The following is a 17001-nucleotide window of genomic DNA, read 5'->3' on the forward strand; positions in this document are numbered from 1 at the left end:
CTTCTTTATGCCTTGAAAATGATAATCACATAGCAAATATACTATGTGCAAAACAGTCCGACCAAAATTGTTTGACAACTGGCCATTATCTTTTGATAAGAGGGGTGAATGTATTCAGCCCGAGTAGGAGGGAGAGGACTCCTAAATGTATGCCACGATAGCGTCTTGCAAGCGGGAGGTGGTAAAAGGCTTTAACACCACATCGTTGCAACCTGCTTTGAACGCATGCTCCTGATCAATGTAATTCCCATGTGTCGCCATGGCAATGATGGGAATGTTGATGGAAAAGGCTCGGATCCTTTTTATCGTTTCCACGCCTTCGTTGTCCGGATTGGAGATGTCTAATAGGAAAAGATCGGGCTTTTCAGATACATATAGGTCGATCGTTTCGCTTTTTGTTCTCGTTTGCGATAGGGAGTAATCGCTGCCAAGCATATCATTGAGCGTATTGAAATCCTGGTCGTCCGGTTCAAGCACCACAATTCTTTTCTTTCCCGAATCATCGGAGTTCGATTTCTTGTTGGCGATGGTCTGATTCGAGATCGCTGTCGTTGCTTCTTGCGCGGAGCTATATATGGGCAGCGAAAAGGTGAAAGTACTGCCTTCCCGGAAGACGGAGGTGGCGCTAATCCGCCCACCCATGTGCTCGACTAAATTTTTTGAAATGACCAAGCCCAAGCCGGTGCCTTGTATAAAGCTATTCAGCTTTTCGAATCGCTGGAACAGGTAGGGCATTTTGTCTTCCGGAATACCAGCCCCCGAGTCTGTAACATAGAAGTGAATCTCATCTTTTTCAACTTCCAGACGTAGGGTGATATGTCCTTCTGCAGTATGTTTTATGGCGTTGGAAAGGAAATTGTATAATACCTGTTTTATTCTGTTTGGATCGGAATAGGTGCGAACCGGTTCCGTTGGCATCATGACGATGAATTCAACTTCCCGTTTCATTTTCAACTGATGAACCTCTGCTACTTCTTTAATAAGTGCGTTAATATCCGTCTCCCGCACATTGATCTCTATTTTCCCCGATTCGATGCGAGATATATCCAAGATGTCGTTGATGATCTGAAGCAAGAGGTCGCTATTCTTTCGTATGATACTGATAAATTCCTCTCGGTTTTCAGGATCATCTTCTGCTGCCAATATCTCTGAGAAACCAACGATCGCGTTGAGTGGCGTGCGTATTTCATGGCTCATATTGGCCAGGAAGGTCGATTTCATTTTGTTCGTTTCTTCCTGTTTGCGTACTTCCACCAATTCTTCTATCCGACGGATACGGTCACTAATGTCCTGAATCATGGCCAGTACCATATTCTCTTTATAGGGCACGATACGTGCCTGGTAGTAGAAACGAAGGTTGTTCAGGTCGACAGGATATTCTAATTCGCGCAGTTGTCCGTCTTCCAGACAACCGTGAATGTTATGTATGATCAGTTCGCTTACCTCGGGTGAGTAGATATGTCGCCCATCCATGCCAATCAACTCTTTCATGCTATGGAGTAGCTTCATGCTGTCTGGCATAAACACCTCTCTGAGGAAGAATTTATCATCAAACACGAAGATAAAGCCGGGCTGAGCTTCGTTCATGGCCTTGGAAAGAAGTGCCAATTGGTTGGCCCGTATCTCTTCTTCCAGGATTTTTTCTATATTAACCGTATAACCGATGATTTTTTCCCTTGTGTCGCCTTCCTCTTCAATGATGGCATAGAAATGATCTTCCATCCACATGACTTCACCTTGAGGGCCTATGGCGCGGTATCTGATTGTCTGGTTTTTCCCTTTTTGTGTCCGGGCTAAATGAAATACTTCCCAGAGTTTTGGTAGGTCTTCCGGGTGTACATAATCTTCTAACTTGGTCAGATTATCATATTGCAATCCGATTTTATCAAGTTTCAGTACATGCAGGAAATCATTTAGATATTTCATGCATGCATTCTCCATATCACATTCCCACAAACCAATATGATTATTGGATAAAATAGCAGTTACTTTTTGAAAGTATTCTTTTAGCAAGCCGGGGTTATTGTCAGGAACTGAAAAAAACTGTAGCGCATCCATCCGTTGTAATTTAGGGTCTAATATCACAAAGGTAGAAGAATTGTTTTGATTTGTATCATTTATAATCATGTTTTTATGTAAGTTTGTTACCTGTTTAATAACCAAATAATAAAAATACCATGTCTGTAAAAACGTACATCGAATCTAACAAAGAACGTTTTCTGGAAGAATTATTTTCATTAATTCGTATTCCTTCCATTAGTGCCAAACAGGAGCATCGTCCTGATATGGAGGCTTGCGCCCGTCGTTGGACGGAGGTCTTGCTCTCTTCGGGTGCCGACAAAGCGGTTGTTATGCCAACAAAAGGTCATCCGGTGGTATACGGAGAGAAATTCGTGTCGAAGGATGCACCGACGGTGCTTGTTTATGCCCATTATGATGTGATGCCGGCAGAGCCGTTGGATCTCTGGCAAAGTGATCCGTTTGAGCCGGAGATCCGGGATGGACGTATCTGGGCGCGTGGAGCCGACGACGACAAAGGGCAGGGAATGATCCAGGTGAAAGGGTTTGAAACCGCCCTTCGTGAGGGTTTGTTGCAATGCAATGTGAAGTTTATTTTTGAAGGGGAAGAGGAGATCGGTTCGCCCAGTTTGGAAGATTTCTGTCAAGAAAACAAAGAACTGTTGAAAGCCGACATTATCCTTGTTTCCGATACCAGCATGGTCAGTGCCGAGACGCCGTCGTTGACTACTGGTCTCCGTGGCCTGGCTTATTGGGAGGTGGAGGTGACCGGTCCGAACCGCGACCTGCATTCGGGTCATTTCGGCGGGGCAGTAGCCAATCCGATTAATGTCTTATGCAAATTGATGGCTGATATTGTCGATAGCGACGGACGCATCACCATCCCCGGTTTCTACGACGATGTGGAAGACCTGTCGCCAGCAGAGCGGGAGATGATTGCGCAGATACCCTTCGACGAGGAGAAATATAAAGCGGCGATCGATGTGAAAGCCCTCTTTGGTGAAAAGGGTTATTCCACACTCGAAAGGAATAGCTGTCGCCCGACCTTTGATCTTTGCGGTATCTGGGGGGGCTACACCGGAGAAGGAAGCAAGACTGTCCTGCCTTCGAAAGCCTATGCGAAAGTATCCTGCCGCCTGGTACCCCATCAGGATTACCAAAAGATATCCGACCTGTTTGAAGCCTATATGAACCGGGTTACTCCCGATTATGTGAAGGTGAAGGTGCGTCCTACGCATGGCGGACAGGGTTATGTATGCCCAATCGACATGCCGGCCTATCAGATAGCCGAGAAGGCCGTCGGTATCGCTTTCGGCAAAAAGCCTTTGGCGGTACGACGGGGTGGAAGTATTCCTATTATCTCTACCTTCGAAAAGGTGTTAGGTCTGAAAACCATCCTGATGGGATTTGGCTTGGAGCAGAATGCTATCCATTCACCGAACGAGAGCTGCCGCCTGGATTTCTTTTACCAAGGCATCGAAGCAGTTGCCGAATTCTATCGGGAATACAAATAAAAGCTTCTCTCTACCGGTAAAGCTGTTTGTATAAGGGGATCGACCATGCTGCCATATTGCCAGGCTACCACCGTGATTTTAACCGGTAGTTTTGCTTTTGGAGGCAGTTCGGTGAATATAAGCCTGTCGCCCTCTATATAGGCAGGACCGCTTCGGACGTAATACTGCACCGGTAGCTTTCTGTTTGAGGTCGCTTTTAACTGAATAAAAGGAGTACCGATTGCCACATCGGCTATTTCCGGAAATTTGATCTCCTGGGGTTTGCCTTCCGTTAGTCTGACGGGCATTCTCCAGGAGATTTCGCGTACGGCATGTCCGTAGAAGATATCCGATTCTGCAAAAGCAAACAACCCTATGGTCATAGCGCGATTATGCGACGTGCCCGGTCGGTAATGGCTGAACCGGAAGGTCGAGTCATTGATGATATGAACAGGTCCGGCAATCCGCTTTATTCGAACCGGTTCGATGGAATGTGCGTCGGACAAACGGGTGTAGGTCGAATCGGTAAAGACCACTTTGGCCTGAATATCCATGGTGTGGCCGTCGGTCACAAATGCCAAACGCTCGTGGGGTTTTAGTATCCGCCCATCTTGCATCAGGGTTATGTATTGTTTTTTCTTATTTCTTTCCCGGGTATAGATGCTTTCTGTCCAGCGCGCCATCTCTTCGTCAAAATACCAATAGGCATACTCCCGGTTGCCGGGATAGCCTCCGTAGCTATCTGTTCTGGCCGACGGCAATTGGTTTTTATGCCAACGATCTGCCAGCCACCCTTCTTCGCGTCGAAGCTTTGTTAGAGCCATTTCCGATTGACCGTCCCACTGGGCGGGCATCCGGTATTGAACCGCTTTTTCGATGAAACGGATAAGGTATCTCAGATCCTCCTGGCTAAAATCGCTATGTCCGCGTCCGGCATTACATAACAACGAGACAAGGCTGCCGGGATATTGCTTCATAAAGCGGAAAGAGTCTTCCACACGAAACTCGTTCCACTCCTCTTCGCCAATACAGATCAGGCTGGGTATGCCGTCGATAGTCCGATCCTCCCAATCCGGATTGAAATGGTTACAACAAAGGTAGGTCGAACGGGGAGAATCGCCATGAAACGAGATCACAGCCAAGGTGCGTTCCGGATTCCATGCTGCGAAATTCCAAGGCTGCGAGGCTTGTGCCGAATGGCTGAGCATGACCACCGGCGCATAGCGGATCTCATCATAACCAGAGATATCGGCTAATTCATGGATGGCTTCGTCGAAAGAATCCTGTGCGCCCGTTCTGACATCGAATACTCCGCCCGGATCAATACCCGGCGTGATCCAGATCTCACCAAAATCGAGCCGGGTCATCGCCTCCCGAAACAAAGGATCTTCCAAAATACCCTCTTCAATATAGTTATGCCCACACACAATCAGGCCTTTCAGTTGCTCACAACCGGGCGGAATCCATAGAAAGGCGCGTCTGGTATTTTCTTCGTTTTCGCCCGGCAGGCAGTTTATGTCTGTCTCCCATTGATAAACACGGTTTCGGGATAATTCGTTCCTGTCAATCGACACGCTTGTCTGTGTCTGGCCCTGTAAACAGCCCCAAGCTATTCCTGTCAGGCAGAAAATGATAAACAATCTATTCTTCATATTTTTATTCTTTATGCTATACTATACGAATATATCCGCCAAATCCCTCAATGAGGCGTGCGTTTGTGTCTTTTGTGTCTTGAAACTTCCATTTGTGAAAGAAATGTATGGAAATATATTGTAAATTTGTAGCGTTTCTTGCTTGGATAGCAAGAACTCATTAGTCCAATAACCAATATTAAGGTAATGAAAAGAGACACTGTGATTTTCGAGATTATTGAGAAAGAGAAGCAACGCCAACTAAAAGGTATCGAATTGATTGCTTCAGAAAACTTCGTGAGCGACCAGGTCATGGAAGCCATGGGGAGCGTGTTAACCAACAAGTATGCGGAAGGATATCCCGGGAAACGTTATTATGGCGGGTGTGAAGTAGTAGACCAAAGCGAAACACTGGCTATCGAACGTCTGAAGAAATTATTCAATGCCGAATGGGCAAACGTGCAGCCTCACTCCGGGGCGCAGGCGAATGCCGCTGTTTTTCTGGCAGTGATGAATCCGGGTGATACATTCCTTGGCCTGAACCTTTCTCATGGCGGACATCTTTCCCATGGGTCTCCTGTGAATAGTTCAGGTATTCTCTACCGTGCTACGGAATATAACGTGAAGGAAGATACCGGACGTGTCGATTACGATCAAATGGAAGAGGTGGCTCTGCGCGAGAAACCGAAAGTGATCGTGGGCGGTGGATCGGCCTATTCACGTGATTGGGATTACAAACGTATGCGTGAAATTGCCGATAAGGTAGGTGCTCTGTTGATGGTCGATATGGCGCATCCCGCTGGATTGGTAGCTGCCGGACTGTTGAATAATCCGTTGGAATATGCACATATTGTGACCTCTACAACGCATAAGACTTTGCGTGGTCCGCGCGGTGGTATCATCTTGTTAGGGAAAGACTTTGAAAATCCTTGGGGAAAGAAAACACCGAAGGGTGAGATCAAGATGATGTCTCAGTTGCTGGATTCGGCTGTATTCCCGGGTATTCAGGGAGGACCGCTGGAACATGTGATCGCAGCTAAAGCGGTTGCCTTTGGCGAAGCCTTGGAACCGGAATACAAAACTTACCAAGCTCAGGTGAAAAAGAACGCGGCAGCGTTGGCACAGGCCTTCATCGATAAAGGATATAAGATTATTTCTGATGGTACCGATAATCATAGCATGCTGATCGACTTGCGCACCAAATTCCCGGAACTGACCGGAAAGGTAGCGGAAAAAGCCCTGGTGGCCGCCGATATTACAGTGAACAAGAATATGGTTCCGTTCGACAGCCGTTCGGCTTTCCAGACATCCGGTATCCGTGTGGGTACGCCGGCTATCACCACCCGTGGTGCTAAGGAGCCGCTGATGCAGGAGGTTGTGGAATTGATGGATAAGGTGCTTTCAGCTCCGGAATCTGACGCGACGATCGCGGCAGTGCGTGAGAAAGTGAACAGCATTATGAAGGAATATCCGCTGTTTGCCTGGTAAACCCGGTCAGCACAGCCAATGAGATAATGAGGCGGGACGAATACTCTTAGTAGTATTTGTCCTGTCTTTTGATTTTTATGACAAGCCAGGTGTTTGCCTTCCTGTTTTTTTTGAATATATTTGTAACTATTTACGATTTGCCTGAGTTTAATTAAAGAGGATTTCATGAAAAAGTCTATTTTGTTAGTAGATGACAAACCAGAAATAGCTAAGATAATAGCCTTGTATCTCTGTGAGTATGAGATAAAATATGTAGAGAACCCATTGATTGCTATTGCCTGGCTTACCAGTGGAAACACACCGGATCTGATTGTCTCGGATATCAATATGCCGGAAATGACCGGGGAGGAATTCCTGGTTTACCTGAAAGAAAACGATATGTTTCAACGTATTCCTGTTTTTATCCTTTCAAACGTGGATGACAGTGAAACCCGGATCCGTTTGTTTGAGAACGGTGCCGCTGATTTTATATTGAAACCGTTTAATCCGGAAGAACTCAAAATCAGAGTGAAGCGTACATTAAGTTGATGCGGGAAGAAAAAACAAAAAAAAGACTCCCATGTCAACATTAATTTATACATTTGTGAATTAAAACTTTAGAATAGCACTATAGCCTTTATGGATAATTTAGCATCAGATTACAAAGTCTTAGTCGTTGATGATGTGCCAACCAATGTAATGTTGGTTCAAGCAATCCTTAAAAAAGAAGGATATACCATTTTGACTTGTGACAATGGCCCGAAAGCGTTGGAAATTGCGGAAGAGCAACATCCTCATCTTATACTATTGGATATTATGATGCCTGAAATGGATGGCTATGAGGTGTTACAGCACTTGAAAAGTAATCCGGAGACGAATGATATTCCTGTGATCATCATGTCAGCGCTTAGCGATATGCAGAGCATCGTGAAGGGATACCAACTGGGTGCCATTGAATATGTGACCAAACCGTTTCAACGGGAAGAGTTGCTCAAGCGTGTAGCCCATCGCTTCGAACTGTTTAGCATTAAGCGGATCAAGCTGGAACTGGAAAACACGATCGAATCGCGTGATACGCTCTATTCCGTTATCGCGCATGACCTTCGCTCCCCGCTTGGGTCATTGAAGATGATGATCAATGCCGTATTGCTGATGGTCGACAAGAAAACAGTCGGCTCCGAAGTGTACGAGATGCTTCAGATGATCAATAAAACATCGGAAGAGGTGTTCCTGTTGCTCGATAACCTATTGAAATGGGCGAAGAACAGACTGAAACGTCAGACGCTCTACCGTCAGCAGATCGATATCAATAGTATTATTGCCAGCACCTCTGATATCTATGTCGCTATGGCCAAACAGAAAGGTGTATCCATCGTACTTGAAGGATTGGATAGCAAACTGGCCGGTTCGGTAGATATCGATATGTTGAAGACAGTTGTTCGCAATCTTATTTCAAACGCGCTTAAGTATAGCCTGGAAGGCGGTACGATTACCATTAGCTCACGCTCAGAGGGCGATTACGTAATTGTAAGCGTGAAGGATACCGGAGTTGGTATTAAGAAAGAAGATCAAAGCAAACTGCTTAAGCAGAATACCCACTTCACTACCTACGGTACGGGCAATGAGAAAGGATCCGGTTTAGGACTGATGTTGACCAAAGACTTTGTCGAATTACACGATGGAGAGCTCTGGTTTGAATCAGAAGAGAACAAGGGTACTACTTTCCACTTCTCTATGAAAGCGTTGAATCAGGAAGATTAAGAACTGGTTTTTAATCTTATTTGAAGCTTCAACGCTTTATTCCCCTTTAGGAAGTTTCTTCTTTAGGTAAAGAAATCCGCATATCCCGGAGATGAATGATCCGGCGAAGACACCCAGCTTCGCCTGGTTCAGTAGATCCATGCCTGCCGTGGTGGTTACGTCGAACGATAGGTTGGCAATAAAGAGTGCCACCGTAAAGCCAACACCTCCCAACATCGATACCCCAAACAATGTCTGTTTGTTCATGCCCAGTGGCATAGCAGCCAGTTTCAATTTGACAAAGGCGTAAGAGAAACTGAATATACCAATCGTTTTCCCTACAAACAAACCAAAAAATACAGCCAATGGTACATTGAGTAGGGTAGCCGGTGAGATGTCACCAAAGGTTACTCCCGCGTTGACGAATGCAAACAGTGGAAGAATAAGGTAGTTCACCAATGGATGCAATTTGTCGGCAATGCTTTGCAGCGGACTGATGGTCCGGTTGGCAATCGAGTGTATATTATTCAACACATGAATCTGAGTAGGAGAGAGGACTTCGCAATTCCGAGAGTGCTTGACCTCTGTGAAGTCGAGCATTTCCAAGTAACCGGCCATATTGCTTGAGAAACGTTTCAGGTTGATCTTGGGCTGAGCCGGGATGGTGAAAGCGACCAATACCCCGGCGATGGTGGCATGTACTCCTGACTCTAAGAAGAACATCCAAACCAGGAATCCCATAAAATAATAGAATATATTCTGATGTACCTTCATCCTTCCTGCTATATATAATACAAATAAGAGCGCAAAAGAGATCAGTAAGGCCTGGAAGCTGATGTGAGAGCTATAGAAGATCGCGATCACTAAAATACCTCCTATATCGTCGACCACCGCCAGCGCGGTCAGGAAGATCCGCATGCTAAGTGGTACCCGCTTGCCTAATGCCCCTAATACAGCCAGGGCAAAGGCGATATCGGTAGCCATGGGAATAGCGGCGCCTCGTATCTCAGGGGCTTTATGGCATACCAAGATGTAAAATAAGACCGGAACAATCATACCGCCGCAGGCAGCCACCACCGGCAGGATCGATTTGCGTATGGAACTTAGTTCGCCGATCAGTATCTCCTGTTTGATCTCCAATCCAATCATGAAAAAGAAGACAGCCATCAGGGCGTCGTTGACAAACTCCAACATACTCATGGGCTCGCCATGATGCGTGAAGAGGGTTATTCTTCCTAATTGTACCTGAATGGGGAATGAGAGTAACTCATGATAGGCATGCGCCCAAGGCGAATTGGCCAATACCATCGCCACGATTGTAGCGACAAAAAGGAGTACACTGGCATTTGGCTTTTGGGTGGCAAAGCGACGAAGAGGTTTAAGAATAACTCGAATGTTACGTTCCATAAGTCAAATTAGAATAAGTATATAATGGGCGAATAAGTCACCTGTGCTTTCGATTTCAAAGATACTCGTTTTCAAGGAAAGGATGGCAACCCGAAATGCAAAATCGACCATAAATTCCTTGCTGCTGACCATTTTATTCTTTCAGGTAGGCGGAGTCTACTTTTAACAGGCGGTTTGTCAATCGTTCGACTTCGCTTTTGCGGATGCGCAGGGTCATTTCGCAATCCATTTCAAAACGCTGGGAGACGATTGTCGGATTGTCTTCTTTCACGACGCGCATAATGCCATTCAAGTAAGGATATTCAAAAGCGATCGTTATGTCGACATCCACCGTGCGTTCTTCTATCTCTGCCTGAGCAATGGCGTCGGCGGCAGCCGTGCGATAGGCAACAATCAGGCCGCTGGTGCCCAGCTCTACGCCACCGAAGTAGCGAACAACAATAATCAGTATGTCAGTTAATTCGTTGGAATTGATTTGCCCTAAGATAGGCTTTCCGGCCGTAGAAGAGGGCTCCCCGTCGTCGTTGGAACGAAAGACATTTCGCTCCGCCCCCAGCATATACGCCCAGCACACATGGCGGGAGTCGTAATATTGTTTGCGGTATTTGTCTACTTCTGCTTTTACCTCCTCCACCGTGCGAACAGGAATAGCAAACGCAAGGAAGCGGCTTCGTTTCTCCGAGTAAAAGCCTTCCGACGGGTTCTTTATCGTTCTGTAGCTGTCTATCATGGTGTATAGGGTGTTAATCAGGTATTTTTGTCCTTTCCTCTTCTTCGAGATAGGCGCGAAAATCCTTCATAATCTCTTCAATCTCTTCGATAAAATAGGGGTCTTTCACCTCCTCTTTGACAGCGTTGTAATAGGCTTCAATGGCAGCAAGCGCACATCGGTCTTGTCCACGCAACACAAAATAGGGTTCATCTTTCTCAAAACATTGTTTGATCATCTGGATAGGATTCTTCATCTTCTTATGTCTCTTGATTTAGTAAGAGTGCAAATTTACAAAATTTATCACAAAAAAAAGCTTTAGCCAAATGCCTCCCGCACTCGACTAAAGCATAGAATCTTTTAAATCTTTCGTTATCTGCTCACGCAGATGTATTCACAATTAATTCTCACTACTAACCTATTTACAGTAATAGAATTTCCATTATTGCAAACCAATACAAATGTGTTAATTTACTTCAGATACTACAATAAAGACGGCCTGCTCCCCTTGAACCCTAACGGAGGAGAGCATAAAATGCGGAAAGAAAGTTTTTTTAAGAATACGTGGGTGGAATTAAACAATCGTTCACGTTTAGCCGAGCTCTTTTTTTACTCCCGATCTTTGAAATTCTTATTGACAAAGATGATTGAGAGGATGAAGTTGACCACAAGCACCCCGCCGCAACAGGCAATATAAAAAGCTAACCAGGGCTTTTCAGGTTCTAAGACAAAATAGGCAATGGTAGCCGCAATCGCGATGATGGCGGCTATGATGACTAATATGCGAATGATTCGTTTCTTTTTTTTCATGTATATCGGGTGAATTAGATTTTACTTCAATACTTCCCGTAGTTTCTCTTCCAGCGCTTTGCCCCGCAGGTTCTTGGCAATGATCGTGCCGTCCTTGTCGATCAACACCGTATGAGGAATACTGTTGACTCCATAAAGCGTGGCTGCCTCATTGTGCCAGAACTTCAGGTCGGACATCTGCGGCCAGGTGATATGCAGGTCGGCAATGCCTTTCTTCCACGCCTCGTCCGTACGGTCTAAGGAGACGCCTACGATTTCGAAGTCCTGGTTCGCATATTCTTTGTACAAAGCAACCAAATGTGGCATATCCGCCCGGCAGGGAGGACACCAGGAGGCCCAGAAATCAACCAATACAACCTTGCCTTTGCCTGCATAATCGGATAGTTTGCGCATTTTGCCCTGAGGGTCTGCCATGTCAAAATCGCTGAATGGTTTGCCGATAGCCACCTTTTCCAGTATGGCCAAATGCTCTATGATGCGATCGATGCCCGGTACCGCCAGGAATGCGTCACCTGCTTTTGAAACGATCTCGCGTCGTTCTTCTTCGCTTAGGTCGTACCTAAAGTCGTACAGTAGTTTAGCCGATGTCGGCGCATTGGGATGGTTATCGATATATGTTTTGACCAACGCTGTCGCTTCGGCTTCGATCTGTTCATATCGTTCCTCTGCTCTGTTGGCAATATCCTCATTGTCTGAGCGCATATCCTCCGTCACCGATGCCATCTCTTCGCGCACCTTCCGTAACTCTTGCTGCAATTGGCTGAAAGCATTATTTTCGGGCGTGCCCGAAACGGTGGATAACTCATTTACCTCTATGGTGTATTTCGCGTTTTGTAAAGTGAATAAAGCCGTAAAAGGAGCAACCTCGCCGGTGTTTGTTTGTGCCTCGCTCTTTTCGTTCTCGGCAAAACGTAGTGTATATAAAGCGGGGATCTCCTGCTTTCCTTTCATAGAGAATTTGCCCTTTTCAACCAACGCGCTGTCTTTGGGGGCAACTCGGGTGGTACCATATTCATACAGATAAACATATTGTCCGTCGTACTTGCTATCAGCAACGGTTCCCTTCACATCATACTGGCTCCTTTCCCCACAAGCCAGCAGACATAAGGTCATGATGGGGTAGATGAATAACTTTTTCATACATTTATCATTTAAGTTCACCGGCAAAGATAGGCGTTTCCCGGAGACTCCTCTGTTTTTTTAATTAAAAAAGTGATAAAAGGCTATTTAACAGGCCTATTCCTTGTTGGGAGTAAAAGAAATATAGCCCTCTTCGAGGGTGAAACAGGGGTCGTTGTCGGCTAAAAACCGGACGGTTTCGATGATTTTGTCCATCGGGTAGGAGAGCGTGTGTATCAGTTCCTTAAAATCAACCGGTTCGGTTGTTACCGTTTCTTCGAGAGCCGAGCGGATCGCGTTGAACTCCTGGTTGGTCAGGCCCGTCGCATGCTTGGCCCTGCACACATCGCAAATGCCGCAGTCGGCCGAGTCTTTCTCTCCGAAATAACGCAGCAGCATCCGACTCCGGCAGACCGTATCGTTGCCGATATATTCCAATACCTTTCCGATACGCATTTCGAAGCGCTCTTTTCTCTCTTCATAAGCCGAGCGGGGTATCTTCAGGTATTTCAGCTCTTCCCGGGTCTGGGTGTAGATGATAAGCGGAATCTTTTTCCGTGGAATATAGTTGACGATCCTGTATTTCGACAGGTTAATCAACAGGTCGTATACCTGTTGCCCGCTGACGCCCGCCTTGGTGGCTATGGCTGCCTCGTTGATGTAGGCATAATCAGTAAAAATGCCTGTATAGGAGCGTAAGATCACATGAAGGATATCGTCCGTGACCTGGTCCTGTCGCAGGTGACGATACAATTCCTCCCGGGTAGCGGTGAATCGCAGCCGGGACGCATTTTCGATCTCTTCCGTATATTCGATATATCCCGACAGTTCCAGTATTTTGAGCGCGTGGTGCGCCTGCAATATAGAGAACCGGAAGGCATGACAGAAATCCTCCAACATAAAGTCGTGCACCGTTTCCAATCCATACCCTACGGCAATCTGGTAATAATTACCTAACGCCTCATAGACACGGGCAATAAACGCTTTATCAGGAAACTCATCGGCCAGTCGTTTTTTGAGCTTTGTTTTGTCGATGCCCGAACAAAGGGCTACGGCATAGGCTTTCTGCTCGTCGCGCCCGGCACGTCCGGCCTCCTGGAAATATTCTTCCAACGATCCCGGCATATCGATATGCACCACCAGCCGTACGTCCGGTTTGTCGATCCCCATGCCAAAGGCGTTTGTCGATACAATTACGCGACATTCGTTGTTTTTCCACTGATTCTGCTTGGCCGTTTTCTCTTCCCTGTTCAGCCCCGCATGGAAAAAGTCCGCGCTGATACCTTGGCTCCTGAGATGATCCGCAATCTCTTTGGTGCGTTTCCGGTTGCGTACATACACGATGGCCGATCCTCTTACCCGCTCCAATATATAGACTAATTGATTGAGTTTATCATCCGTCCTTCGTACCGTATAGGAGAGGTTCGAGCGTAAGAAGCTCTTCTGGAAAACATTCTTTTTCTTAAACAGGAGCTTTTCCTGGATGTCATTGACGACTTCGGGAGTGGCCGTGGCGGTCAACGCCAATAGTGGCACGCCCGGTAGCTGTTCCCGTATATCCGCTATCTTTAGGTAGGAGGGGCGGAAGTCATAGCCCCATTGCGAGATACAATGGCATTCGTCGACCACCAACAGGCTGACTTGCATGGCTTGCAGTTTGGCCAGGAATATCTCTGTCGTGAGTCGTTCGGGGGATATATAAAGAAATTTGTAATTGCCGAAGATGCAGTTCTCCAATTGGGTGATGATCTCTTCGCGCCGCATGCCGGAGTAAACAGCTGTTGCTTTGATGCCTAAGCGTCGCAGGTTGTCTACCTGGTCTTTCATCAGCGCGATCAGCGGGGTGACCACCAGGCATACGCCCTCCATCGCCATCGCCGGCACTTGGAAAGTGATCGACTTCCCCCCACCGGTAGGCATAAGGCCCAAGGTGTCGCGACCCTCACATACCGATCGGATAATATCTTCCTGTAAGGGGCGGAATGCGTTATGCCCCCAGTATTTTTGTAATATATCCAGGTAGGTATTCACCTTTCCTATTCTTCTTCGGTCTTGATATCTTTTATCATTAATTGAATGGAGGTATTCCCGTTGTAGGTGTTCTCCTCAATGGTATAGCATATGTCGAACGGATTCATCGCCTTTATGTGTTCGCTAAAGGCGTGTTTTCCAAAGGCAATGGCATGTATAGGCAAATGGGTGGTGTTGTCTATCAGATCCAGTTTAATATGTTCCTGCTCTTTCCCTACCAGTTTGCTGGTGCCATAGTCTTTGATCGCCATCGAGCCAAATACCGGTTTCTGGTTGTCCGGCCCGAACGGATTCATCCGTTTCAGATCGTTCATTAGTTTTTGGTTGACATCCTTTAATTCGATGATAGCATCGAGGTCGATTTGCGAAACCATTTGTTCCGGAACGATCTCTTCCGCTGCGATCTCCGTAAAGCGTTTTTTGAACTCCTCCAGATTCTCCGGTTTCAGCGAGAGGCCGGCGGCATAGGTGTGCCCTCCGAAGTTTTCCAATAGGTCGCGGCAGCTTTCGATGGCTTTATAAATATCGAATCCGGTGATCGAGCGAGCTGATCCGGTGATTAGTTCGGATGATTGGGTCAGGACAACCGCCGGACGGTAATATTTTTCCGTCAAACGGGAGGCGACAATACCGATGACTCCTTTGTGCCATTCCGGGTTGTACACGACAATCGCTTTATGGTCTTCCATGTTCCGGATCTCATCGATGATAGCATTGGCTTCGTCCGTGATGCGTTTGTCCAGTTCCCGCCGGTCGTTGTTATACTGGTCGATCTTTTCGCTTTTCTCACGAGCCGATTGAATATCGTTTGTGAGCAATAGATCTACCGCCTCTTTTCCATTTTCCATGCGTCCGGAAGCGTTGATGCGCGGTCCGATCTTGAAAACAATATCACTCATGGTGATCTCTTTTCCGGTCAGTCCGCAAATGTCTATGATCCCTTTCAAGCCATGGCTGGGGTTGGTGTTCAACTGCCGCAGACCATAATAAGCCAGGATTCGGTTCTCACCGGTGACCGGCACGATATCGGAGGCGATGCTTACGGCTGTCAGGTCGAGTAGCTTTTCCAATTCCTTGAATTCGAAACCGTTGCTAAGCGCGAAGGCGTGCATGAATTTAAATCCTACGCCACAACCCGATAAATGTTCATAAGGATAGGTGGAATCGGTACGTTTGGCATCCAACACGGCAACGGCATCCGGCAAGGTGTCGTCCGGCATGTGGTGATCGCAAATAATAAAATCAATGCCTTTCTGTTTGGCATATTCGATCTTGTCGATGGCTTTTATGCCGCAATCTAAGGAGATGATCAGGGTAATGCCATTTTCGGCCGCATAATCGATCCCTTTGTAGGAAATGCCATATCCTTCGTCGTAACGATCCGGGATATAATAATCAAGAGAAGATGTATAGATGCGCAGGTACTTATAAACCAAGGCTACTGCTGTTGTTCCGTCTACATCATAATCGCCATAAACCAAAATTTTTTCTTTGTTTCCCAAAGCCCTGTTCAGCCGTTTCACCGCTTTGTCCATGTCCGGCATTAGGAACGGATCATGGAGGTTTTTTAGGTTGGGTTTAAAGAATTTCTTAGCTTCTTCCACAGAAGAAATCCCCCGCTGTATAAGCAAAAGAGCCACTACCGGGCTAATCCCCAGTTGGGTAGCCAGCTCATCTCGTTTATGTAATTGTTCTTGTGTAGGGGTTTGTAAATTCCATTTGTGAATAGTCATTATATATTATTTTTTCTTTTTTCTCTCTCAGGGACAAAGCAATAACGCGCTTGTTATTTTTTACGCTTTGTCTTGAACCCGTAAAGTTAAACATTTAAAGTGGATAACCTATGCATGCGGATTAAAAATAGTGTGTTTGATTTGTTTTTTTATGAAGAAAACTCCTTCAGGTCTGTAAGGAATTTAGAGACCTGAAACCCCTCAAACTCTTAAAAACTCATTTGACAAAATGTAAGCAAAACAGTCGTTTTGTTTTACAATATGATACGTTAAAAAGTGTTACTCGCAGGACTAATTTTAAATACCCCTACGTTTACGGAAAAATTCTCGGGCGATTTTGACAAAATGTAAGTTTCGCTTAGCGCAGCGTAAAGCAATTTTCAAATTGGGAATCTTTGAAAGGAGAAAGGAGAAAGGAGCGTCTTCAGATATTGTAAGAATTGAAGGAAATAGGAGATAGGGGTGGGGGAAGCGCTGCATAGCAGCGACCTGTATCCAGCCCCGTGCGTGAGCGCGGGGAAAAGGGATACGCAAAAAATGCGCCGCGTAGCGGTGCTATGTAACACTTCATAAATACAGCCATATAGCACCGCTACGCGGCGCTGTTGATTGCACGATCTATTTCCCCGCGCTCACGCACGGGGCTGGATACAGATCGCCGCTATGCGGCGTTTGGCCTCATCAAGCACCTTCAAATTTTGTAAGAATTGAAGGTGGGGATCGCGCTGCAAGCGCGAGATTATGCATAACCGTATGCAAGCGTAGCGCAGCTTACGGTATAGCGACTACCTGTCAATCAAGCGCCGCAGGTGCGAGATCTGCCATAATCCCGCCCCATGCGG

At 46.4% G+C, this 17001-nt stretch carries 13 protein-coding genes; 4 read left to right on the plus strand and 9 right to left on the minus strand.

Features of this window, described 5'->3' with window-relative positions; translation table 11 throughout:
• Positions 1–141 precede the first annotated feature (141 nt).
• Positions 142–1926 carry an ATP-binding protein gene (locus M2134_RS08510; RefSeq protein WP_280750862.1) on the minus strand — a complete coding sequence of 595 codons (1785 nt, stop codon included), beginning with the start codon at positions 1924–1926 and terminating at the stop codon, positions 142–144.
• 251 nt (positions 1927–2177) lie between these two features.
• Here M2134_RS08510 and M2134_RS08515 point away from each other — a divergent pair, with 251 nt between their 5' ends.
• Entirely contained in the window at positions 2178–3533 is a 1356-nt protein-coding gene (locus M2134_RS08515; RefSeq protein ID WP_280750861.1) for a dipeptidase, read from the plus strand.
• Here the strand turns inward: M2134_RS08515 and M2134_RS08520 are convergent.
• Positions 3515–5164: a hypothetical protein gene (locus M2134_RS08520; protein ID WP_280750860.1), complete on the minus strand. Its 1650-nt coding sequence runs from the start codon at positions 5162–5164 to the stop codon at positions 3515–3517. The two genes, M2134_RS08515 and M2134_RS08520, sit on opposite strands and share 19 nt — an antisense overlap.
• A gap of 186 nt (positions 5165–5350) precedes the next feature.
• Here M2134_RS08520 and glyA point away from each other — a divergent pair, with 186 nt between their 5' ends.
• The 3 genes from glyA (at position 5351) to M2134_RS08535 (ending at position 8371) form a co-directional block, all read left to right on the plus strand.
• Positions 5351–6631 (plus strand): serine hydroxymethyltransferase, encoded by a 1281-nt coding sequence (glyA, locus tag M2134_RS08525; protein WP_280750859.1) that lies wholly within the window; start codon positions 5351–5353, stop codon positions 6629–6631.
• A 165-nt stretch (positions 6632–6796) separates the two neighbouring features.
• The gene (locus M2134_RS08530) at positions 6797–7159 is read left to right on the plus strand and encodes a response regulator (RefSeq protein WP_280750858.1); all 363 of its coding nucleotides are present in this window, start codon (positions 6797–6799) and stop codon (positions 7157–7159) included.
• A gap of 90 nt (positions 7160–7249) precedes the next feature.
• Entirely contained in the window at positions 7250–8371 is a 1122-nt protein-coding gene (locus M2134_RS08535) for a hybrid sensor histidine kinase/response regulator (RefSeq protein ID WP_280750857.1), read from the plus strand.
• Positions 8372–8407: 36 nt separating this feature from the next.
• On the opposite strand, the gene nhaA is transcribed toward M2134_RS08535, so the two are convergent.
• From nhaA to recJ, 7 genes are all read right to left on the minus strand, one after another.
• The gene (gene nhaA, locus M2134_RS08540) at positions 8408–9757 is read right to left on the minus strand and encodes a Na+/H+ antiporter NhaA (protein ID WP_280750856.1); all 1350 of its coding nucleotides are present in this window, start codon (positions 9755–9757) and stop codon (positions 8408–8410) included.
• A gap of 133 nt (positions 9758–9890) precedes the next feature.
• Positions 9891–10487 carry a YigZ family protein gene (locus M2134_RS08545; RefSeq protein WP_280750855.1) on the minus strand — a complete coding sequence of 199 codons (597 nt, stop codon included), beginning with the start codon at positions 10485–10487 and terminating at the stop codon, positions 9891–9893.
• A 13-nt stretch (positions 10488–10500) separates the two neighbouring features.
• Complete coding sequence (locus M2134_RS08550; RefSeq protein ID WP_280750854.1) at positions 10501–10722, minus strand: hypothetical protein; 222 nt, start codon at positions 10720–10722, stop codon at positions 10501–10503.
• A 353-nt stretch (positions 10723–11075) separates the two neighbouring features.
• A complete protein-coding gene (locus M2134_RS08555) occupies positions 11076–11276 on the minus strand; it encodes a hypothetical protein (protein WP_280750853.1) in 201 nt (66 codons plus the stop codon).
• Between the two features lie 21 nt (positions 11277–11297).
• Positions 11298–12416: an AhpC/TSA family protein gene (locus M2134_RS08560; RefSeq protein WP_280750852.1), complete on the minus strand. Its 1119-nt coding sequence runs from the start codon at positions 12414–12416 to the stop codon at positions 11298–11300.
• Positions 12417–12512: 96 nt separating this feature from the next.
• Positions 12513–14426: an ATP-dependent DNA helicase RecQ gene (locus M2134_RS08565; protein ID WP_280750851.1), complete on the minus strand. Its 1914-nt coding sequence runs from the start codon at positions 14424–14426 to the stop codon at positions 12513–12515.
• Positions 14427–14431: 5 nt separating this feature from the next.
• The gene (gene recJ, locus M2134_RS08570; RefSeq protein ID WP_280750850.1) at positions 14432–16159 is read right to left on the minus strand and encodes a single-stranded-DNA-specific exonuclease RecJ; all 1728 of its coding nucleotides are present in this window, start codon (positions 16157–16159) and stop codon (positions 14432–14434) included.
• Between the last annotated feature and the right edge of the window lie 842 nt (positions 16160–17001).

Origin of the sequence: Parabacteroides sp. PM6-13 (assembly GCF_029892605.1) — a bacterium.
Taxonomy (GTDB): Bacteria; Bacteroidota; Bacteroidia; order Bacteroidales; family Tannerellaceae; genus QVMG01.